The sequence below is a fragment of the Breoghania sp. genome (assembly GCF_963674635.1).
Classification (GTDB): Bacteria; Pseudomonadota; Alphaproteobacteria; order Rhizobiales; family Stappiaceae; genus Breoghania.
Map to the genome: position 1 here is coordinate 3,288,911 of NZ_OY771475.1, position 19,163 is coordinate 3,308,073.

At 63.9% G+C, this 19,163-nt stretch carries 21 protein-coding genes; 10 read left to right on the forward strand and 11 right to left on the reverse strand.

What is annotated here, in order from left to right; all coding sequences use genetic code 11:
* Positions 1-48: 48 nt before the first annotated feature.
* The 3 genes from rlmN (at position 49) to ABGM93_RS14345 (ending at position 2,847) form a co-directional block, all read left to right on the forward strand.
* Positions 49-1,248, forward strand: coding sequence for a 23S rRNA (adenine(2503)-C(2))-methyltransferase RlmN (gene rlmN / locus ABGM93_RS14335; RefSeq protein WP_321334707.1), 1,200 nt, complete (start codon positions 49-51; stop codon positions 1,246-1,248).
* 9 nt (positions 1,249-1,257) lie between these two features.
* Complete coding sequence (locus ABGM93_RS14340; RefSeq protein WP_321334475.1) at positions 1,258-1,773, forward strand: hypothetical protein; 516 nt, start codon at positions 1,258-1,260, stop codon at positions 1,771-1,773.
* Positions 1,774-1,869: 96 nt separating this feature from the next.
* Positions 1,870-2,847: a WD40 repeat domain-containing protein gene (locus ABGM93_RS14345; RefSeq protein ID WP_321500562.1), complete on the forward strand. Its 978-nt coding sequence runs from the start codon at positions 1,870-1,872 to the stop codon at positions 2,845-2,847.
* A 16-nt stretch (positions 2,848-2,863) separates the two neighbouring features.
* On the opposite strand, the gene ABGM93_RS14350 is transcribed toward ABGM93_RS14345, so the two are convergent.
* A complete protein-coding gene (locus ABGM93_RS14350; RefSeq protein WP_321500564.1) occupies positions 2,864-3,421 on the reverse strand; it encodes a DUF2585 domain-containing protein in 558 nt (185 codons plus the stop codon).
* Positions 3,422-3,593: 172 nt separating this feature from the next.
* On the opposite strand from ABGM93_RS14350, the gene ABGM93_RS14355 reads away from it, so the two are divergent.
* Positions 3,594-5,183, forward strand: a complete 1,590-nt coding sequence (locus tag ABGM93_RS14355; RefSeq protein ID WP_321500566.1) for a gamma-glutamyltransferase family protein — start codon at positions 3,594-3,596, stop codon at positions 5,181-5,183.
* On the opposite strand, the gene gluQRS is transcribed toward ABGM93_RS14355, so the two are convergent.
* Positions 5,180-6,061 carry a tRNA glutamyl-Q(34) synthetase GluQRS gene (gluQRS, locus tag ABGM93_RS14360; protein ID WP_321500568.1) on the reverse strand — a complete coding sequence of 294 codons (882 nt, stop codon included), beginning with the start codon at positions 6,059-6,061 and terminating at the stop codon, positions 5,180-5,182. The genes ABGM93_RS14355 and gluQRS overlap by 4 nt on opposite strands.
* Positions 6,062-6,187: 126 nt before the next feature.
* Here gluQRS and ABGM93_RS14365 point away from each other — a divergent pair, with 126 nt between their 5' ends.
* Both ABGM93_RS14365 and ABGM93_RS14370 read left to right on the forward strand, forming a co-directional pair.
* A complete protein-coding gene (locus tag ABGM93_RS14365) occupies positions 6,188-6,778 on the forward strand; it encodes a DNA-3-methyladenine glycosylase 2 family protein (RefSeq protein WP_321500570.1) in 591 nt (196 codons plus the stop codon).
* Between the two features lie 47 nt (positions 6,779-6,825).
* The gene (locus ABGM93_RS14370) at positions 6,826-7,221 is read left to right on the forward strand and encodes an MAPEG family protein (protein ID WP_321500572.1); all 396 of its coding nucleotides are present in this window, start codon (positions 6,826-6,828) and stop codon (positions 7,219-7,221) included.
* A 43-nt stretch (positions 7,222-7,264) separates the two neighbouring features.
* Here ABGM93_RS14370 and phbB read toward each other — a convergent pair whose 3' ends face one another.
* Both phbB and ABGM93_RS14380 read right to left on the reverse strand, forming a co-directional pair.
* A complete protein-coding gene (phbB, locus tag ABGM93_RS14375; RefSeq protein WP_319774707.1) occupies positions 7,265-7,993 on the reverse strand; it encodes an acetoacetyl-CoA reductase in 729 nt (242 codons plus the stop codon).
* A 175-nt stretch (positions 7,994-8,168) separates the two neighbouring features.
* Positions 8,169-9,353, reverse strand: coding sequence for an acetyl-CoA C-acetyltransferase (locus ABGM93_RS14380; protein ID WP_321500575.1), 1,185 nt, complete (start codon positions 9,351-9,353; stop codon positions 8,169-8,171).
* 345 nt (positions 9,354-9,698) lie between these two features.
* On the opposite strand from ABGM93_RS14380, the gene phaR reads away from it, so the two are divergent.
* Complete coding sequence (phaR, locus tag ABGM93_RS14385; protein ID WP_321500577.1) at positions 9,699-10,295, forward strand: polyhydroxyalkanoate synthesis repressor PhaR; 597 nt, start codon at positions 9,699-9,701, stop codon at positions 10,293-10,295.
* An 81-nt stretch (positions 10,296-10,376) separates the two neighbouring features.
* On the opposite strand, the gene ABGM93_RS14390 is transcribed toward phaR, so the two are convergent.
* The gene (locus tag ABGM93_RS14390; protein ID WP_321500579.1) at positions 10,377-10,811 is read right to left on the reverse strand and encodes a heme-binding protein; all 435 of its coding nucleotides are present in this window, start codon (positions 10,809-10,811) and stop codon (positions 10,377-10,379) included.
* 214 nt (positions 10,812-11,025) lie between these two features.
* Here ABGM93_RS14390 and ggt point away from each other — a divergent pair, with 214 nt between their 5' ends.
* Entirely contained in the window at positions 11,026-12,627 is a 1,602-nt protein-coding gene (gene ggt / locus ABGM93_RS14395; protein WP_321500581.1) for a gamma-glutamyltransferase, read from the forward strand.
* A 16-nt stretch (positions 12,628-12,643) separates the two neighbouring features.
* Here ggt and ABGM93_RS14400 read toward each other — a convergent pair whose 3' ends face one another.
* The 4 genes from ABGM93_RS14400 to mtgA all read right to left on the reverse strand — a co-directional run bounded on the left by ABGM93_RS14400 (position 12,644) and on the right by mtgA (position 15,140).
* On the reverse strand, positions 12,644-12,997 hold the full coding sequence (locus ABGM93_RS14400; RefSeq protein ID WP_321500583.1) for a hypothetical protein: 354 nt from the start codon (positions 12,995-12,997) through the stop codon (positions 12,644-12,646).
* Between the two features lie 301 nt (positions 12,998-13,298).
* The gene (locus ABGM93_RS14405) at positions 13,299-13,724 is read right to left on the reverse strand and encodes a hypothetical protein (protein ID WP_321334452.1); all 426 of its coding nucleotides are present in this window, start codon (positions 13,722-13,724) and stop codon (positions 13,299-13,301) included.
* Positions 13,725-14,010: 286 nt separating this feature from the next.
* Positions 14,011-14,196 (reverse strand): 50S ribosomal protein L32, encoded by a 186-nt coding sequence (gene rpmF, locus ABGM93_RS14410; RefSeq protein WP_319774700.1) that lies wholly within the window; start codon positions 14,194-14,196, stop codon positions 14,011-14,013.
* 176 nt (positions 14,197-14,372) lie between these two features.
* Positions 14,373-15,140 carry a monofunctional biosynthetic peptidoglycan transglycosylase gene (mtgA, locus tag ABGM93_RS14415; RefSeq protein ID WP_321500590.1) on the reverse strand — a complete coding sequence of 256 codons (768 nt, stop codon included), beginning with the start codon at positions 15,138-15,140 and terminating at the stop codon, positions 14,373-14,375.
* A gap of 302 nt (positions 15,141-15,442) precedes the next feature.
* On the opposite strand from mtgA, the gene ABGM93_RS14420 reads away from it, so the two are divergent.
* Positions 15,443-16,294: a farnesyl diphosphate synthase gene (locus tag ABGM93_RS14420; RefSeq protein WP_321505912.1), complete on the forward strand. Its 852-nt coding sequence runs from the start codon at positions 15,443-15,445 to the stop codon at positions 16,292-16,294.
* Positions 16,295-16,521: 227 nt separating this feature from the next.
* Positions 16,522-16,875, forward strand: coding sequence for a hypothetical protein (locus ABGM93_RS14425; RefSeq protein WP_321500594.1), 354 nt, complete (start codon positions 16,522-16,524; stop codon positions 16,873-16,875).
* Between the two features lie 38 nt (positions 16,876-16,913).
* On the opposite strand, the gene ABGM93_RS14430 is transcribed toward ABGM93_RS14425, so the two are convergent.
* Positions 16,914-17,537, reverse strand: a complete 624-nt coding sequence (locus tag ABGM93_RS14430; RefSeq protein WP_321505914.1) for a septation protein A — start codon at positions 17,535-17,537, stop codon at positions 16,914-16,916.
* Positions 17,538-17,671: 134 nt separating this feature from the next.
* Positions 17,672-19,084 (reverse strand): signal recognition particle-docking protein FtsY, encoded by a 1,413-nt coding sequence (gene ftsY, locus ABGM93_RS14435; protein ID WP_321500598.1) that lies wholly within the window; start codon positions 19,082-19,084, stop codon positions 17,672-17,674.
* Positions 19,085-19,163 lie beyond the last annotated feature (79 nt).

Here is a 19,163-nt window from a genome sequence, read left to right on the forward strand (position 1 = left end):
CTCGATCTGACCCGAAAGGGGTCGAATGTCACCCCGGAACAGGCGGGTATCCAGCAGGAAGACGCTGTATCCGTGCCCGTGGCACCCGTCTCCGCGCCTGAAAAACCGTCTCTGCTCGGTTTGAACAGGCCGGAACTGGCCGCGGCGCTTGCGCGGGTCGGTGTGCCGGACAGGCAGCTGCGCATGCGCGTCACGCAGCTCTGGCACTGGATCTATGTGCGCGGCTTCACCGATTTCGAGCGCATGACAAATGTCTCCAAGGAGCTTCGCCAGACGCTTGCCGACGCCTACACGCTTGCGCGCCCGGAACTGGTGGTGGAACAGATTTCCGTCGACGGCACCCGCAAGTGGCTGATGCGCTTTCCTTCGCGCGGTGCCGGACGCCCGGTGGAGATCGAAACCGTCTATATCCCCGAAGAAGGCCGCGGCACGCTTTGCGTATCCTCACAGGTCGGCTGCACGCTCACCTGTTCCTTCTGCCACACCGGCACGCAGAAGCTGGTGCGCAATCTCACGTCGGAAGAAATCATCGCGCAGATCATGGTCGCGCGCGATCGCCTTGGCGATTTCCCGGAAATCGATACCCCGCAAGGAGCCATCGTGCCTTCCGAAGGCCGCCTCGTGTCCAATGTCGTGATGATGGGCATGGGCGAGCCGCTCTACAATTTCGACGAGGTGAAGAAGGCGCTGTTGATCGCCTCCGACGGCGAGGGTCTCAGCCTTTCCAAGCGGCGGATCACGCTGTCGACCTCCGGCGTCGTGCCGGGCATCCAGCGCACGGGCGACGAGATCGGCTGCATGCTGGCGATTTCCCTGCATGCGGTGCGTGACGACCTGCGCAACACGCTGGTGCCCATCAACAAGAAGTACCCGCTCAAGGAGCTGATGGAGGCCTGCCGCAACTATCCGGGGCTGTCCAATGCCAAGCGCATCACCTTCGAATATGTGATGTTGAAGGGGGTGAATGACTCGCTGGACGACGCCAAGGAACTTGTGCGGCTGCTGAAAGGCATCCCGGCGAAGATCAACCTGATCCCGTTCAATCCCTGGCCGGGGTCGAATTATGAATGCTCCGATTGGGAGCAGATCGAGGTGTTCGCGGATTTTGTGAACCGGGCGGGCTATGCCTCTCCGATCCGGACACCGCGTGGACGGGACATTTTCGCCGCCTGCGGCCAGCTCAAGAGTGAGTCCGAACGGCTCAAGCGCACCGAGCGCGAAAGGCTGGAGGCAGCCGCGCACGGCTGATTGTCCGCCATGAGCGCGCTTCATCTTCTCGGCCGTCTCTTCGCGATCCTGTTCGGCTATTGCCTCGCCATCGTGGCGGCGAGCCTGTTCCTGACCTTCTATGTGCCGGGCTGGGCGCCGGTGGAATGGATTTCCCAGCACTGGGCCATGGGGCCGGACTTTTTTGTCTACGGCTACCGCACCTCGCCGGACATGGCCGAGACCATCGACAGGGTTGCCCGCGTGACCATGGGCCTGATGAGCGCAAGTGCCGTCGGCGCCATGGCCTTCGTTCCCGCGGGCCTGTGTATCGTGGCCTCGGAAGCCTTGCGGCTGCGCAGCGCCATCTTTCACGTTCTGGCCGGTGGCGGCATTTCGCTGGCGCTTCTGGCCGTCACCTTCATGCCCGCAAGCGGTCCCGCGCGGTTTCCCGATGACTGGAACCTCTTTCTGGCCGCTGGTTTCATCGGCGGGGTCGTCTACTGGCTGATTGCGGGACGAGGGGCCGGGATTGTCGGTCCGAGCGTGCCGCCCGATCAGGCCTGATCCCGTTCGTCCAAGCATTGAGCCTTGCCGATCCCGGCGGGGCCTGATAGCCCGAACCGTACGTTTTCCAACCCTCTTCGGATCTCCAAGGTCGTCATGCCAACGCTCGCTCCCCAAACCTTTGATGCCTTCGTCGTTTCCGCCGGGTTTCTTGGCGATACCGCCTTCTTCGCGCTCGGCGACGGTACCGTTCACCTGATCGGTGCGCAAAACCATGTCGTGCAGGCGCACAAGGGCTCGGTGCTGGCGGCCTGCGTCTCGCGTGACGGACGCCACCTCGTGACCTCCGGCGACGATGGGCGGGTGATGCAGATTGGCGAAGACGGTGCGCTTGAATGTCTGGCGGAGCGTCCGCGCAAGTGGATCGACATTCTGGCGACCGGACCGGACGGGGCTGTCGCCTTTGCCTCGGGCCGCACCGCGTGGACGCGGGATCGCACCGGCGCGGAGAAGGAATTTCCCATGGAGCGCGCGGTGGGCGGGCTCGCCTTCGCGCCCAAGGGCATGCGGCTGGCGGTGGCGCGCTATGGCGGGGCGACGCTTTTCTGGGTGAATACGGCCGGCAAGCCGACCGAACTCTCATGGGCCGGCGCGCATAACGGCATCACCTGGTCGCCGGATGGCAAATATGTGGTCACCACCATGCAGGAAAACGCGCTGCATGGCTGGCGGCTTGCCGATGGTCAGGACATGCGCATGACCGGCTATCCGGCCAAGATCAAGGCGACCTCCTGGTCCACGCGCGGTCGCTATCTGGCGACCTCGGGGGCGGGGGCCGCTATCTTGTGGCCCTTCTCCGGCAAGAACGGCCCGATGGGGCAGACGCCTCTTCAGCTTGGCGCGATGGGCGAGGATGCGCTTGTGAGCATGGTCGCCTGTCATCCGGACGAAGATGCGCTCGCCATCGGCTATCAGGACGGCATGGTGCTCGCCAGCCGGTTTGAGGATGGCGCGGAGCGCGTGTTGCGGCGCCCGGGCGAGGGCCCCGTCACCACGCTTTCCTGGAGCAAGGACGGCATGAAGGTCGCCTTCGGCACCGAAGGCGGGGCGGGCGGGGTGATCTCGCTGCCCTGAGCCCGGTGCGGCGGCCTCAGCCGCCCGCCTGCCAGACGCGGATCGCATCGACCGGATGGACCAGCATGATCACGTTCAGCGTGAGATTGTCCCGGATCACCCAAAGCGCGGCCAGTTCGAAGACGACACCGATGAGCACTGTCAGCCAGACGGGCGCGCGCGCCGCGAAAGCGAAGCCCAGCAACATGGCCAGAATATCGCTGACCGAGTTCAGCACGCTGTCGCCCGTGTAGCCGACGGCAATGGTCGCCTCACGGTAGCGGTCGATGATCCACGGGCTGTTTTCCACGATCTCCCAAGCGGCCTCGATGACGAGCGCGATCAGGGCGCGCAAGCCAAGCGGCTGACGGCGCAGCACCAGCCACAGGGCCGCGTAGAACAGAAAGCCGTGAATGATATGGGAGGGCGTGTACCAGTCGGCGATATGCTGGGAATTGCCCGCCAGATCCTCCGGGGGCGACCAGAACCGGACATAGCCGCATTCGCAGATGGGGATCCGGCCCATGGCGAAAAGGATTGCCGCGGTCGCCAACAGGAGGACCCCTCCACTTATCCAGTATCCGCGCTTCGTCATGTCTTTGCCCGCAACCCTTGTCCTGTCGATCCGCTGTTTCGGAGCGGCACTGTAGGGTTTTGAGAGGATTTGCCAATCCCGTTTTCGGGTTTCGCCCGGGCGTTTGCTGGTGCATAGATGCAGGAAAACAGGGTCCGGTATCGGGAGACCGGACGCGTCTTGGGAGATCCTCATGGAAACGATTTCGTCCAGTGGCGGCATGGTCGTCGCCCCGCATATGGCGGCTGCAAAAGCCGGTGCCGATGTGCTCAATGCCGGGGGCACCGCCGTCGATGCGATGATCGCGGCGGCCGCGACCATCGCCGTGGTCTATCCGCACATGAACGCCATTGGCGGCGATGGCTATTGGCTGATCGCGCCGAAGGGCGGCGATCCCTGGTATGTGGAAGCCTGCGGCTGGGCCGGTGCGAAGGCCACGATTTCGGCCTATCGCGAGGCGGAATGCGAAACCGTTCCAACGCGCGGGCCTCTGGCCGCGCTCACCGTTCCCGGAACGATCGCGGGCTGGGCCAAGGCGCATGAGATTGCGACGCATCTGGGGGGTGGGCTGCCGCTTCGCGAGCTTCTCGACGATGCAAGGCGCAGGGCGCGCGAGGGCATCATCGTCTCGCGCAGCCAATCGGACCTGACCGCCCAGAAGCTTGCCGAACTGAAGGACCAACCCGGCTTCGCCGATATCTATCTGGCGGATGGCGCGGCGCCCGAAACCGGCGCAACGCTGGTGCAGGAACGCCTCGCCGACACGCTGGAGCATCTTGGCCATGCGGGCGCGGATGATTTCTATCGTGGGGACATCGCGGCGACGCTTGTCGCGGATCTTGAGAAGATCGGCTCGCCCGTGACCCGCGCCGACCTCAGGGCCTTCGAGGCGCGCCTGCGCAAGCCGCTCACGACGCGTATTCGGCAGGGGCACCTGTTTAACTCCGCTCCGCCAACGCAAGGTCTCGCCTCGCTGATCATTCTGGGGCTCTACGACCGGCTGAAGGTCGCGCGCGCAGAGGGCTTTGATCATATCCATGGGCTGATTGAGGCAACCAAGCGCGCCTTTCTCGTGCGCGACCGGATCATCACCGATCCAGGCCAGATGGAGGAGAACCCGGCCGATTACCTCAGCGCCAACTGGCTCGACCGCGAAGTGAGCCGCATCGATCCCGCGCGCGCGGCCCCCTGGCCGCATGTGGGCGATCCGGGCGACACGGTCTGGCTCGGCGCAATCGATGCGGCGGGCAATTCGGTGTCCTTCATCCAGTCGATCTACTGGGAATTCGGGTCGGGCTGCGTGTCGCCGCGCACCGGCATTCTCATGCAGAACCGCGGGTCGAGCTTTTCGCTCGATCCGGATGCCCTCAATCCGCTTGAGCCGGGCCGCAGGCCCTTCCACACGCTCAACCCGGCCCTGGCGCGGCTCGATGATGGGCGCACGGTCGTCTATGGCACCATGGGCGGCGAAGGCCAGCCGCAGAGCCAGGCGGCGATCTTCTCGCGCGCCATCCTGCATGGGCGCGATATCGGCGAGGCCATCGATGCGCCGCGCTGGCTGCTGGGGCGCACATGGGGCGACGAGGCGACCGCGCTCCGCCTTGAAAACCGTTTCGATCCCGATCTCGTGCGTGCGCTTGAGCGCGCGGGCCATCAGGTCGTGGTCATGGACGAGGCCTATTCCGACACGATGGGCCATGCCGGCATGATCGTGCGCGCGGTCGATGGCGGCCTCCTGGGCGCCCACGATCCGCGCTCGGATGGCGGGGCGGCCATCGGCTAGGGGGAGCAGTCCTCGAAGCCGATCGTTTTGCGGATTTCGGCGGGCGTCGCCCCCGCCTCGCGTAAAGCGCCGAGCCCGGTCGATGCGATGGATTTGGAGAGCTTGCGGCCATCGTGGTCCAGGATCAGCCGGTGGTGGTGATAGTCCGGCGCGGGCAGCTTCAAAAGCTCCTGAAGCAGGCGGTGGATGGAGGTCGCGGGATAGAGATCGCGGCCCCGCACCACCTCGTCGATGCCCTGAAGCGCATCGTCCACCACGACGGAGAGGTGATAGCTGGTCGGGATTTCCTTGCGCGCGAGAACGACATCGCCCCATGAAAGCGGATCGGCGACGATCTCCTGATCCGCGCCGAAACCGCTCTCGCACCAGCGGGGGATCTCGCCCAACCGGGCGAGCGCGGCCTTTGTGTCGAGCCTCAGGGCCTGCGGTTCGTCCTGCAGGCGGCGTCTGATCTCGGCCTCGTCGAGGATGGCGGCATCGCCGGGAAAGAGCGGTGCGCCGTCGGGGTCGCGCGGCCATGGATTGCCGGAGGCTGCCGCGCGGGCGGCCGCCTCGCGGATTTCGCGGCGGCTCGCAACGCTGCGGGTCACAAGGTTCATGGCGTCCAGTTTCGCAAGCGCATCGCGATAGGCGTCGAAATGTTCCGACTGGCGGCGCACCGGCGTCTCCCAGCCGATGCCGAGCCAGTCAAGATCGCGGAAGATCGCGTCTTCGTGCTCTGGGCGGCAGCGGGTGGTGTCGATATCCTCGATGCGCAACAACAGGCGACCGTCCGTCTCCTGCACCCGCCTTTGATTGATGAGCGCCGAAAGGGCATGGCCCAGATGGAGGGGGCCATTGGGTGAGGGCGCGAAACGGAAGCGGCGGTGCTGGGACATCGGGGTTTCAGACGGGGTCCGGTTGATCGGATCGGGGGTCCATGCGGCGTTCAGGGGAGAAGAGCCATTTCAACGTCAACGGTCATAGCAGACGAGAGGGATGTTCAGAACGGGCTTTCGGCGCTTTTGCGGCTCGATCCGCGGCTGATGCCGGTGGCGGAGGCTGCCGGGCCCTTGCCGCTTCGCCGCCATGAAGCCGATCTGAAGGGGCTCGTGCGGATCATTGTCGGTCAGCAGGTCTCCGTGGCGAGCGCGGCGGCGATTTTTGCGCGGCTGGAGGCGTTGGTGGCGCCCTTCAATGTCGCGACCCTGAATGCGCAGGACGATGCCGCGTTGACGGGCGCGGGGCTTTCCCGGCCCAAGGTGCGCACGCTTCGCGCTGTTTGCGAGGCGGTGGAGGCGGGGCTCGATCTGTCGCAACTGGCGCGTGACGAAGCGAACGAAGCCCATGCGCGGCTTTGCGCCATCTCCGGTATCGGACCGTGGACGGCGGACATTTTTCTGCTGTTCTGCGCGGGCCATCCGGATATCTTCCCGGCCGGTGACCTTGCGTTACGCGAGTCGGTGCGCGCCGCCTTCTCATTGGCTGAGCGCCCCTTGCCGCGCGATGTTGCGGTGATGGCGGAGCGTTGGCACCCCTGGCGCGGCATCGCGGCCCGGCTTTTCTGGGCCTATTACAGAACGCTCAATCGCGATCGGGAGAGCATGCCTGTGTGAACGGGCATTTTGACAGGGGCCGGGCCCCTTGAGGGAAGGAATTGAACATGGCTGCATCGTTGCCCGTCACGACGGCGCTTGTTTCCGGGCTCGCCATTCTGTTTCTCGTGCTGACCGCGCGTGTCATCCGGCTTCGGATCCGGCACCGGGTTTCGCTGGGTGATGGCGGAAACGCGGAACTGACGCGCGCCATTCGTGGGCATGGGAACCTGGTTGAATCCGCCCCGCTTTTCGTCCTGATGCTGCTTCTGGCGGAGTTGCAGGGCGCGAACACCTGGCTGATCGGTGTCCTGGCGGGCGGATTTCTTGTCGGGCGTACCATGCACGGCATCTGCCTCGGCTTCATGAAGCCGACCATGGTGCTTCGCTCCGGCGGCATGCTGCTGACGCTGATCACGATGATCGCGATGACCTGTGTCGATCTCGCGATCATCCTGCTCTAGGACGCGGTCGGCTGATGCCCGCAGGCCCAGTGGCTTCCGGGCGTCAGCCGTTGGCGATGTATTGCGCACCATTGATGGTGAGCACAGCGCCCGTCATGAAGCCGGCGGCCTCGGAGGCGAGATAGGCGGTCAGCCCGCCGATTTCCTCCGGATGGCCAAGGCGGCCGACGGGGATCGTGGCGATGATGCTCTCCAGCACCTTCTCCGGCATCGCGGCGACCATGTCGGTGTTGATGTAGCCCGGGCAGATCACATTCGCCGTGATGCCCTTGCGCGCGTTTTCCTGGGCAATCGCCTTGGTGAAGCCGATCACGCCCGCCTTGGCGGCGGAATAGTTGGCCTGCCCCATCTGGCCCTTCTGGCCGTTGATGGAGGAAATGTTGATGATGCGGCCATGGCCGCGCTCGCGCATGCCCTCGATGACGGGGCGTGTCATGGCGAACATGCTGTCCAGGTTGGTGGACATGACATCGCGCCACTGGTCCCAGCCCATCTTGTGGAACATGGTGTCGCGCGTGATGCCGGCATTGTTCACGAGAACGGCGACGGGTCCCAGTTCGGCCTCGACACGGGCGATGCCTTCGGCGCATTCGTCCGGATTGGCCACATCCCATTTGTAGACATGGATCCCCGTTCTGGCCTTGAATTCCTCCGCTTTCTCCACGTTTCCGTGGTAAGTCGCGGCAACGGTGAAACCCGCATCCCTCAATGCAAGCGAGATGGCCTCGCCAATACCGCGCGTTCCGCCGGTCACAACAGCGACTGTATTCATAATATTCCCCCTGACTACCCTCACCGCGGGCCTGGCCTTGCCATGCCCCACGTCCTCACGTGTTTTTACGCTCCCAGCGTAAGGGTCCTTTTTTCATTCATAAATGACAATCTAATAAAAACGGGCGGGGTGCTTGCACCCCACCCTTGGTCGTAGGCGGACAGTCCCCACCTGATCAGATGGCCTCCACGCACATCGCGACGCCCATGCCGCCGCCGATGCACAGGGTCGCCAGACCCTTTTTGGCCTCACGGCGCTTCATCTCGTGCAGCAGGGTCACGAGGACGCGGGCCCCCGATGCGCCGATCGGATGGCCAATGGCAATCGCGCCGCCATTGACGTTCACGATGTCCGGGTTCCAGCCCATGTCCTTGTTCACCGCGCAGGCCTGTGCGGCGAAGGCCTCGTTGGCTTCCACCAGATCGAGATCCTCGACCTTCCAGCCAGCCTTCTCCAGCGCCTTGCGCGAGGCGGGGATCGGGCCGGATCCCATGACCTTCGGATCAACGCCAGCCGTTGCCCAGGATGCGATCCGCACCAGCGGGGTCAGGCCACGCTTGGCGGCTTCCGCAGCGCTCATCAGGACAAGGGCGGCCGCGCCGTCATTGATGCCCGAGGCGTTGCCCGCGGTGACCGTGCCTTCCTTGTCGAAGGCAGGACGCAGCTTGGCGAGGCTTTCCAGCGTCGCGCCGTGGCGGATGTATTCGTCGTCTTCCACGACGGTCTCGGCCTTGCGCGTCTTGATGGTGACCGGGGTGATCTCGTCCTTGAAACGACCGGCCTTCTGGGCGGCCTCGGCCTTGTTCTGGGAAGCGACGGCGAACTCGTCCTGTTGCTCGCGGGTGATCTGCCACTGGGCGGCCACGTTCTCGGCGGTGTTGCCCATGTGATAGCCGTTGAAGGCGTCCCACAGACCGTCCTTGATCATGGTGTCGATCATCTTGAAGTCGCCCATCTTGTAGCCCGCGCGCATGTGGGCGCAATGGGCCGACTGCGACATGGATTCCTGTCCGCCCGCCACCACGATGGAGGCGTCGCCGGAGGCAATCTGCTGCATGCCGAGGGCCACGGTGCGCAGGCCGGACCCGCAGACCTGGTTGATCAGGAAGGCGGTGGCGCTGTCGGGGATGCCCGCGGCGATGGCGGCCTGACGCGCCGGGTTCTGACCCTGACCGGCGGTGAGGACCTGACCGAAAATGACCTCATCGACATCCTTGGCATCGACGCCGGCCTTCTCAAGGGCGCTCTTGATGACCACAGTGCCGAGTTCGTGCGCGGGTGTGTTGGCGAAGGAGCCGTTGAAAGACCCCACGGGAGTGCGCGTGGCGCTGACGATGACGATATCGGTATCTGCGACCATGTAGATTCTCCAATTTGTCTCGGGCCTGAAGGCACGTTCGAATTGCGACGGTCGAAAGTGCCAATAGGAATTCGCCTCAATTACTGCGCCGGTCCCGTTAAGAGTCAACTGCCGGTTCAGGTACCAGTTATGTCAGTCCCCGAGCCTGCCATGTCAATTGAGGCAATTTCGCGGGTTCTGCCGCCGCAACCTCGGATATCGCAGGCGCGAGAAAAAGCGGTGGTGATTGCATGGGGGTTTGGCATATCGTGTTGCAATAGGGGGGACGGGACAGGCGATGCTCTTTCAGGTTGATGCCGGTCCAGTGCCTTGCAAACAATTGCGTGCAACAACGCGGTAGGCAAAATGGCAAAGAAAGACGGACCGACGACGATCAAGAAATATGCGAATCGTCGCCTCTACAATACGGGAACCAGCACCTATGTGACGCTGGAAGACCTCGCGTTGATGGTCAAGAGTGGTGAGGACTTTCTCGTCTATGACGCAAAGTCAGGCGAGGACATCACCCGATCCGTGCTTACGCAGATCATTTTCGAGCAGGAAGCGAAGGGGCAGAACCTGCTCCCCGTTACCTTTCTTCGGCAGCTTATCGGCTTCTATGGCGATCAGATCCAGACGCTGGTTCCCAGCTATCTGGAATATTCGATGGCCTCGCTCACCAAGGAGCAGAGCAAGTTGCGCGAACAGATGTCGCAGGCCATCGGAACCAGCGCTTTCGATGCGATGGAAGAACAGGTGCGGCGCAACACGGAAATGTTCGAGCGTGCCATGCGCATGTTCATGCCGTTCCCCGGCGCAGGGGAGAGTGCCCGGGACACGTCGTCACCCGCCGAGACTGCCAAGAGCGAACCGGCGGGCGACAAGGGCGATCTGAACGCCCTCAAGGACCAGCTTGCCGAGATGCAGAAGAAGATCGACGAGCTCGCCAAGCCGAAAGGCTGACCGTCGTCCGCGATCTGTCGCCGAAAGAGCCGGGACACGGATTATCCGAAGTCCCGGCATTCGCTTCGGCTGATCGCGGTCTCAGGCGCCGGTATCGGCGTTGAGACCGGCGGCCTTGATGCCCGCGACCGCGCAGGCCTCGTCATTTTCCGACGTGTCGCCGGTAATGCCGACCGCGCCGACGACCTTTCCAGCCTCATCGCGCATAAGCACGCCGCCGGGCACCGGAATGATGGCGCCGCCGGAGGCGCCGTTGAGAGCCTGGATGAAATGTGGGCGGCTTTCGGCATTGGCGTTGAGCCAGCGGCTGCCGGTGCCAACCGCAAGCGCGCCGTAGGCTTTGCCGTAGGCGATCTGCGGACGCATGATCGAGGAGCCATCCTGGCGGACCATCGCGGTCAGGTGCCCGCCCGCGTCGAGCACCGTGACGGTGATCGGCTTGATGTTGAGTTTGCCGGCCTCCACCAGCGCGGCGGCAATGATCGTCTGGGCGGTGGCGAGCGTCAGGTCCGACATGGGTTTCAGCCTCTTCGACTATGTGATTTCTTGCAGGATACACCAGAATTAGCAGGCTTCCGGGCTCGGGAAAACAAACGCTGGAGAAAAACAGACCTGCGCCAGGCGCACCTAATCAATCGCCTTTGCAGGCCTATCATTGCAAACGCCGCCGTGCCCGCCTGGGCCGGTGGGGCGCGGTTCAAGCCGGCCGGAGGAGGCCACACCGCACATCATGGGGGACTTTATGCTTCGCGATTTCCAGTTGCCCGGACGCTCGCCGGTTCATGCCCGTAGGGCCGTTGCCGCCACGTCTCATCCGCTCGCGACCTCTGCCGCATTGAACGTGTTGCGCGAGGGCGGCAATGCCGCGGATGCGGCGGTTGCCGCGGTCGCGGTGCAATGCGTGGTCGAACCGCACATGACGGGTATCGGCGGCGACTGTTTCGCCATCGTGGCGCGGCCCGACGGCAGCATTGACGGGTTGAACGGCTCCGGGCGGGCGCCCGCCGGGGTGACACCGGAGGCGCTGATCGAGGCGGGGCTCACGGAGATTGGTGACGAATCCATCCACGCGGTGACGGTGCCGGGAGCGGTGAAGGCGTGGGAGCTTCTTCTGGAGCGCCACGGAAGCTGGTCGCTCGCCCGCGTTCTGGCCCCTGCCATCGACTATGCGCAGAACGGCTTTCCGGTGACCCCGCGCGTCGGGTCCGACTGGGCCGGTCTGGTCGATCTCATCAAGCGCGACGAAGGGGCCGCCAAGCACTACCTGGTGGATGGAAAGGCGCCTGAAATTGGCAGCCTGCACAGGCTTCCCGCTCTCGGCGAGACCTTGAGCGCCATTGCCGAAAGCGGATCATCCGCCTTCTATGAAGGCCCCATCGCCCAGGAAATCGCCGCCACGGTGCAGGCGAAGGGCGGTTTCCTGAGCGAGGAGGATCTCGCCGGGATAGATGTCATGCCGGTCAAGCCGGTCGCCAGCGACTATCGCGGCGTGACCATGCTCGAATTGCCGCCCAATGGGCACGGCGTGACGGCACTTGTTCTTCTCAACATCCTTGAGACATTCGATCTCGGATCGCTCGATCCCCTGGGCCCGGAACGGTTCCATCTGGAAATGGAAGCGGCACGGCTCGCCTATTCCGTGCGAGACCTTCATGTGGCCGACCCCGATACCATGTCGGTGAGCGCCGAGGCGCTGATCTCGAAGGACTTCGCCGCCGGGCTGGCCGCCCGGATCGATCCCGCACGCCGGATCTCCGGTCTGCCGGACGATGTCCTGACGCCGGATTCCGATACGGTCTACCTCACGGTCGTCGACAGCAGCGGGATGGCGGTTTCACTGATCAACTCCGTCTATTGCGGCTTTGGCGTTGGCGTCGCAACGCCGCGCTCCGGCATCATCCTGCAAAATCGAGGGGCCTGCTTTCAGTTGAAGCCCGGGCATCCCAATTGCATCGGGCCGCGCAAGCGTCCGCTTCACACCATCATTCCCGCCATGGCGCTGCGCGCGGGCAGGCCCTGGCTTTCCTTTGGCGTGATGGGTGGGGCCTATCAGCCCTGTGGGCATGCCCATGTGCTTGCGAATATTGTCGATTTCGGCATGGACGTGCAGCAGGCGATCGATGCGCCGCGGATCTTCTTCGACGGGATCGAGGGCGACCTCATGGTCGAGCATGGCGTCAGCGCGGAAACACGCGAGGGGCTCGGTGCCCGCGGACACAGTCTCAAGGATGCGTCTGAGGCGATTGGCGGCAGTCAGGCGATCATGATGGAGAAGGGGATGCTGATCGCAGGCTCCGATCCGCGCAAGGATGGCTGCGCGCTGGGTTGGTAGCGGCAGGCCGGGCGGTTCAGGCGGACCGGTTCAGGATCATGCCGGCGGGAAGCGAGAAGGTGGAGCTGCCAGCCTCCGCATAGGCACGTGCGGAAGGCTCCGGCTCCGCGCGTCTGCGCATGCGTGTCTGCGGAACGCCGGCATCCGTCGCGATCAGGTGCGTCAGGAAAGCGGCGTTGGCGCCATAATAGTGGTAGCGCGCGGGCTCTCCACGGACCGGCTTTTCGACGACGACGAGCGTTCGGTTCTGGCTGACCGGCCTGTCATGGGGGTTGTTGTCATTGGGCGCAGCACTCGATACAGGCTCGACGCGGCGGTGCCCGTCGGCGCTCCATCTGCCATTTCCGCCCGGCCTGACCGGTCCCACCATCGGCTTTGTCTCCTGCTGTCCCGCAACGGGACAGGTGCGCTGTGTTCCCTCTTAAATCCGCAAGTCATGTGCCACTTGATAACCTTTTGTTAACCTTTGCGTGGACGCAAGAGAAAAACCCCGGAAAACCGGGGCTGTTCGCGTAAAATTGAGTAAATTGCGGGAATTGCGTAGGGGAAGCGGAGAGAATTACCGTTTGGCGCGCAGAGATACGCCCCGGCTGGGGTGGCCGGATTCGAGACAATTCCAGATAGTCACGGAATAGAGTGGTACAGGCGGTCTCGGCTGCAGCTCAGATCTGTCAGGCGTGATCGCCGGGTCCAAAGGCGACATCGCGCCGGGCGGCATTTATGGCGATGGTGAACCCGGCAATCATGTCGAACATCGAGATCAGCATCAGCGTGAAGAAGACCGAGGTCGCGGCTTCCCCGACAACAAGGAATTCCACCAGAAAGACCACGAAAACCAGTGTGGAGAGAATGTGATCCAGCACGGCGCCGCGTCCCACGCGGGTGGCCTTGACGACCTCGATGAACAGCAGAAACAGGCTTGCGGCGATCATCAGATCGCCAAGCAGCAGCGACCAGCGCGCATCCGATGGCAGCTGAATGGTGGCGACCGGCAAAACCCACGGATTGCCCGGCTCCGGGCCCAAAAGGCCGAAGGCGATGATGTTGTAGACGATCAGCGGGGCAATGGTGAGCGGGATGTTGATCATGAACGGCATGGCGGTCTCACACGATATGGCTGACCCAAAGGGGAGCCCGGACGAGGAGGAGTGCGAACATTCCCCAACGTCTTAACCATCGATATGGTTCAACCGCAATTGTCCATGTGGATCAGAAAGCCGTTGGCCCCGGCGTCAGGAGCGGTCCGGCGCGCGCCCGGTCGCCGTGAGGGGGGCATGACGGAGGCCTGCGGAAGGCGGACATGAAAAAGGCCGGCGAATGCGCCGGCCTTGATCATTTCAGTGTCTCGACGTTCGCGAGTGATCGCGAGAGCCGTCAGGATGCTCAGATGCTATCCTTCGGCTCAAGGATCTGACGCCCGCGATACATGCCGCTCTTCAGGTCGATGTGGTGCGGGCGGCGAAGTTCGCCCGAATCCTTGTCCTCGACATAGGCCGGCTGCTTCAGGGCGTCCGCGGAACGGCGGAAACCGCGCTTCATGCGCGACGTCTTTCGCTTCGGAACGGCCATGCTCAACTCTCCAAGTGGTCAAAGGCGGGCCAGGTCCTTCGCGGTGTTTTCCGCTCGGACATGCCTCGCCTGAAAGAATGGCGCGCTTTATACAGCCATCCGAGCGGAAGCGCCACCCCGTAAGCGCATGTTTTTTGACTCATTCGCGCCCGACGGGTCACGCGGGCTTTCCCATTTCACATGCAATCCAGCAAATCGCGCCCGATATCGGCTCTCTTGCGGATCGTCGCGGCATGGCTCGCATGGCGGTGCGACAATTTCAAGGGGTTGCGCAGGATCGGATTGGGCAGCGCCGTGGCGAGGCGTGCGGCCTCGGTGCGGGTCAGCTTGTCGGCCGATTTGTTGTAGTAATGGCGCGCTGCCGCCTCGATCCCGAAAATGCCGTCGCCCCATTCCGCGATGTTGAGATAGAGCTCGAACACGCGCCGCTTGGACAGGACCAGATCGATCCACATCGCAAGCGGGATTTCCAGCCCCTTGCGGATGTAGCTGCGGGAATTCCAGAGGAACAGGTTCTTGGCGAGCTGCATGGTGATGGTGGAGGCGCCGCGTATTTCGGACCCGTCATCCAGCCGGGTGATCTGCGTCCTGAGGGCCCCCCAGTCGACGCCGCCATGCACGCAGAAGCGGGCGTCCTCCGAGGCGATGACGGAGCGCTGAAGGGCCGGGGAGACGGCATCCAGCGGCGTCCAGATCCGGTTGACCTCCCGGCCCGTCAGAAGACGCGCCAGCATCGGGGTGGAGATCGGTGGCAGCACCGCATAGACAAGCGTCAACACGAAGGGCAGCGCCGCGATGAAGATGGCGATCTTGATCAGGAAACGTCCGAGCGGCGCGCGGATCAGGCCCGACACCCCTGCGCGGGTCGCATTGGCGTTCCGGCCGCCTTTGCGGGCGGCCTGAGCCTTCTTCTTCCAACGCGCGACCCAGTTGTTCGCAGCCACCGGCGCTGTCCTTTCCTGTCGCGCATTTGAAGGTGCATTTGTCTGCAATAGGTCGTGTGCGGGCGCGCGCGTCAAGACCCGGAGGAAAATGCCGGTGCGGGACCCCGAAGGGAACCCACGCCTTTCGACGCAAATCCCGGTAACGGGGCACGGCTGTGAGGAAGCCGCCCTGCGCCGATTGACATGACCGCACCCTTGGGGCACTCCGGAACCATAACGATGACCTTACAGATCCGGTTCCCTTGCCCGTGACCACCGATTTCCAAGATGGTCTTTCCGAGACCGCCAAACGTGTGCAGGGCATGCTTGATGCCCTTTTGAGTGAGGACCTGCTGCCGGGAGAGACAGCGCGCCCGGTGCGGCTGATCGCGGCCATGCGCCACGCGGTGCTGGCGGGGGGAAAAAGGCTCAGGCCTTTCCTGCTGATCGAGGCTGCGCGGTTGCTGGGGCGCGAGGATGAGGGTGTCCTGCGCGCCGCCGCGGCGCTTGAATGTGTCCATTGCTATTCGCTCGTTCATGACGATCTGCCCGCGATGGATGATGACGATATCCGGCGCGGACAGCCGACGGTCCATCGTGCTTTCGACGAAGCGACCGCAATTCTGGCGGGCGATGCCCTTTTGACCTTCGCCTTCGATCTGCTGGCCGATCCGGCAACGGACGAGGATCCGGAACTGCGGTCCATGCTGGTGCTGGACCTTGCGCGGGCGTCCGGGCTGGGGGGCATGGCCGGGGGGCAAATGCTCGATCTGCTGGGTGTCGCCGTTTCCAAGGCCGAAGATCAGATCCGCCGCCTGCAGTCCATGAAGACGGGCGCGCTGATCCGCTTTGCCACACGGGCCGGTGCGCGCATGGGCGGGGGAAGTGCGGCAGATGTGGAGAGGTTGACCCGTTTCGGCGAGATCGTCGGGCTTGCCTTCCAGCTTGCCGATGATCTGCTCGATGTGATCGGCGATGCGGATGCTCTTGGAAAGGCGACCGGAAAGGATGCCGATCTGGGCAAGGCGACGCTGGTGGGGCTGCACGGTGTGGAGTGGACCCGCAAGACGCTGGCCGAGCTGGTTGCCGAGGCGGACGGCCTGCTTGCGCCCTATGGCGAGCGGGCGGACATGCTGCGTCAGACGGCACGGTTCATCGCCGACAGGGACAGCTGAGTGGGGGCTTGCGCCGGGTGAAGGCGCTGCCGGCGTTTGTTGCGGCGCCGTTTTGGGACGCGCGGTGACCGCGGCCGCAATGGCCCGAATTGACGCAACGCCAGCGTAAAGGAATAGTTAATCCATTCTTGAGACGATTCGCTGCCGAAATGGCCCAGAACGGGCTGTTCATTCGGATTGGCCGGGGCATGGTGCCCCGAGGGCTGTGACTAGGGCAGGAAGCCGATATGTCTCAGACGATCGACAAAGTGACAGCGCCCCTTCCACTGGTGAAGGCGGCTGAGCAATCCTCCGATCAGGCTCGGCGGCAGCAACAGGCTTTTGACCGGGACGAGGAGCACGCCCAGGGCCATTCCTCTCCGCTGGTCGATCCCTCCGTTTTCAATGACGACGAGGAGGAGCCCGCGGTGGTTGTGGACACGGCGCCGCGTCCCACGCAGACGCTTGGAGGCGTCGCCGCCTATCAGGCGGCCGCGCGCCACGCCATGGAAGTGTTGGGCCGGGACCCGGCCGCGGAGGATGAGCCGGTGATCGAAGATGTCGAAGCTTCGCCTTGGCGTCTGAGTGACGAGGATTCCTGATCCCGGCTGCGGCGGGCGAAAGCACGGTCGCGCAGATGCTAGTCGCTGCGCGCCTCTTCGGAAGCTTCCACATCGTCCGTCCCGGACAGGGAGTGGCGGCTGATCATCGGGATCTGCGCGAAGGTGAAGATGAAGGTGATCGGCATGATGCCGAAGACCTTGAAGGTCACCCATGTGTCGGTGGAGAAATTGCGCCACACAACCTCGTTGACGATGGCGAGGAAGTAGAAGAACAGCCCCCAGCGGAAGGTGAGTTTGCGCCAGCCTTCGGCATCGAGCCGGAACACGCTGTCGAAGACATAACCCAGCAGCGCGCGCCCGAAGACAAGCCCACCGAGCAGGACGGTTCCGAACAGTCCGTTGATGATGGTCGGCTTGAGCTTGATGAAGAGATCGTCGTGCAGATAGAGCGTCAGCGCGCCGAAGACCAGCACCACGACGCCGGTGACCAGTGGCATGATCGGCAGATGGCGCGTCATGATGTAGGAGACGATCAGCGACACGGTGATGGCGACCATGAAGGCGGCGGTGGCGACGAAGATCGGCCCGCCGAAGGCCGCAAGCGCGGGAAAACTCTCGGCAAGCTGCGCGCCGCGCGCATTGGCGAAGAAGAACACGCCGAGCGGGCCCAGTTCCAGGGCAAGTTTCAGCAGGGGATTCATGGAATCCCGCTTTCGGTCGGCTGCGCCCGGATCGTGTTCAAATTCCACGTCGACAATTCCCCGTTTGTCTGTGTGTGGCCTCACGCCCTGTGGCACGCGGCAATCAGGTTGAGCTGGGTCTTCAAATCTCCGGTTCAACCGCGCGCGGTTCCGGCGATGGCAGAGGCGAACTCGCTGGCTGTGAAGGGTTCCAGATCATCGATACCCTCGCCGACACCGATGAAATGGACCGGAAGGCCGTGCTTGGCGGCAATGGCGACCAGAATGCCGCCGCGTGCCGTTCCGTCGAGTTTGGTCATCACCAGGCCGGTCACGCCCGCGGTGCGCCCGAAGATCTCCACCTGGTTCATGGCGTTTTGCCCGGTGGTGGCATCCAGCGTCAAAAGCACCGTATGCGGGGCCTCCGGGTCGTGCTTCTTGATCACGCGGACAACCTTTTCAAGCTCCGCCATGAGTTCCGCGCGGTTCTGAAGGCGGCCGGCGGTGTCGATCAGGAGCACGTCGCTGCCCTGTGCCTTCGCTTCCTTCATGGCGTCGAAGACGAGGCCCGCAGCGTCGGCGCCCGTCTCGCGCGCAACGACCGGCGATCCGGTGCGATCGCCCCAGATCTTGAGCTGTTCGACGGCGGCGGCGCGGAAGGTATCGCCCGCGGCCAGCATCACTTTCTTGCCCTCGCGGGTCAGCTTGGCGGAAAGCTTGCCAATGGTGGTGGTCTTGCCCGTGCCGTTGACGCCGACCAGCAGGACAACATGCGGCTTGTGCCCGGTATCCAGATTCAGCGGGCGGGCGACCGGTTCCAGGACCTTTTCGATCTCCTCCGCCAGAACCTTGCGCACTTCCGCCTCGGAGATCTCCTTGTCGAAGCGGCCTTCGGCAAGTCGCTCGGCGATGGTAACGGCGGTATCGGCGCCAAGGTCGGCCTGGATCAGGAGGTCTTCCAGTTCCTCCAGCGTTTCCGCATCGAGCTTGCGTTTGCGGATGAGCGAATTGAGGCTGTCGCCAAGCGCGGAAGAAGAACGCGCCAGTCCTTCGCGAAGTCGCTGGAACCAGGACTTGCGCGGTTCTGCGGTCGCTTCGGTGACGGGCAGGGGAGCCGGTGCGTCCCCCGCATCCGCCTCGGGCTCGATGGCGGCTTCGGCTTCCGGTTCGGTTTCGCGCGCTTCTTCGCCAGACGATTCGACGGCAGGCGCTTCGACGGCAGGTTCGTCCGGTGTCAGGTCGTCGGCGATGATCGGCGCCAGCTCCATCGGCATGACGAGCGGATGGTCGATGTGGTGTTCGGCGGGCGTCTCGTCGGTGGGCGCCTCCTCAAGAACCGCATCGTCGCCCCGGCCTTCGACGGGCGAACCGTCGGCGGGCGAACCGTCAGCAGTCAGATCTTGAGGGGACTGCGCGCTTTCGTCCTGACTGCCGGAATTTTCTTCGGCGGGTTCGCCGGTCGGTTCGAGGAGGGTGCCCGTGTCGACGTCGGTATCTGTCGTCGGGGTCGCTTCTTTCTTGCCGCCAAACAGCCTGCCAAAAAAACCGCGCTTCTCGCTCTCAGCCATGAAAATCCGTTCTTTGTCGTTTGCCAGGCGGGCCCGGAACCCGCCGGGTGCGCTCTGGCCTTCATCTCTAAAACGTCTG

Bases quoted from the DNA above. Each gene is read 5' to 3' on its own strand.
- ABGM93_RS14340 (WP_321334475.1), top strand. From the start codon at position 1,258: ATGAGCGCGCTTCATCTTCTCGGCCGTCTCTTCGCGATCCTGTTCGGC.
- ABGM93_RS14345 (WP_321500562.1), top strand. From the start codon at position 1,870: ATGCCAACGCTCGCTCCCCAAACCTTTGATGCCTTCGTCGTTTCCGCC.
- ABGM93_RS14350 (WP_321500564.1), bottom strand. From the start codon at position 3,421: ATGACGAAGCGCGGATACTGGATAAGTGGAGGGGTCCTCCTGTTGGCG.
- ABGM93_RS14355 (WP_321500566.1), top strand. From the start codon at position 3,594: ATGGAAACGATTTCGTCCAGTGGCGGCATGGTCGTCGCCCCGCATATG.
- gluQRS (WP_321500568.1), bottom strand. From the start codon at position 6,061: ATGTCCCAGCACCGCCGCTTCCGTTTCGCGCCCTCACCCAATGGCCCC.
- ABGM93_RS14370 (WP_321500572.1), top strand. From the start codon at position 6,826: ATGGCTGCATCGTTGCCCGTCACGACGGCGCTTGTTTCCGGGCTCGCC.
- phbB (WP_319774707.1), bottom strand. From the start codon at position 7,993: ATGAATACAGTCGCTGTTGTGACCGGCGGAACGCGCGGTATTGGCGAG.
- ABGM93_RS14380 (WP_321500575.1), bottom strand. From the start codon at position 9,353: ATGGTCGCAGATACCGATATCGTCATCGTCAGCGCCACGCGCACTCCC.
- phaR (WP_321500577.1), top strand. From the start codon at position 9,699: ATGGCAAAGAAAGACGGACCGACGACGATCAAGAAATATGCGAATCGT.
- ABGM93_RS14390 (WP_321500579.1), bottom strand. From the start codon at position 10,811: ATGTCGGACCTGACGCTCGCCACCGCCCAGACGATCATTGCCGCCGCG.
- ggt (WP_321500581.1), top strand. From the start codon at position 11,026: ATGGGGGACTTTATGCTTCGCGATTTCCAGTTGCCCGGACGCTCGCCG.
- ABGM93_RS14400 (WP_321500583.1), bottom strand. From the start codon at position 12,997: ATGGTGGGACCGGTCAGGCCGGGCGGAAATGGCAGATGGAGCGCCGAC.
- ABGM93_RS14405 (WP_321334452.1), bottom strand. From the start codon at position 13,724: ATGCCGTTCATGATCAACATCCCGCTCACCATTGCCCCGCTGATCGTC.
- rpmF (WP_319774700.1), bottom strand. From the start codon at position 14,196: ATGGCCGTTCCGAAGCGAAAGACGTCGCGCATGAAGCGCGGTTTCCGC.
- ABGM93_RS14420 (WP_321505912.1), top strand. From the start codon at position 15,443: ATGCTTGATGCCCTTTTGAGTGAGGACCTGCTGCCGGGAGAGACAGCG.
- ABGM93_RS14425 (WP_321500594.1), top strand. From the start codon at position 16,522: ATGTCTCAGACGATCGACAAAGTGACAGCGCCCCTTCCACTGGTGAAG.
- ABGM93_RS14430 (WP_321505914.1), bottom strand. From the start codon at position 17,537: ATGAATCCCCTGCTGAAACTTGCCCTGGAACTGGGCCCGCTCGGCGTG.
- ftsY (WP_321500598.1), bottom strand. From the start codon at position 19,084: ATGGCTGAGAGCGAGAAGCGCGGTTTTTTTGGCAGGCTGTTTGGCGGC.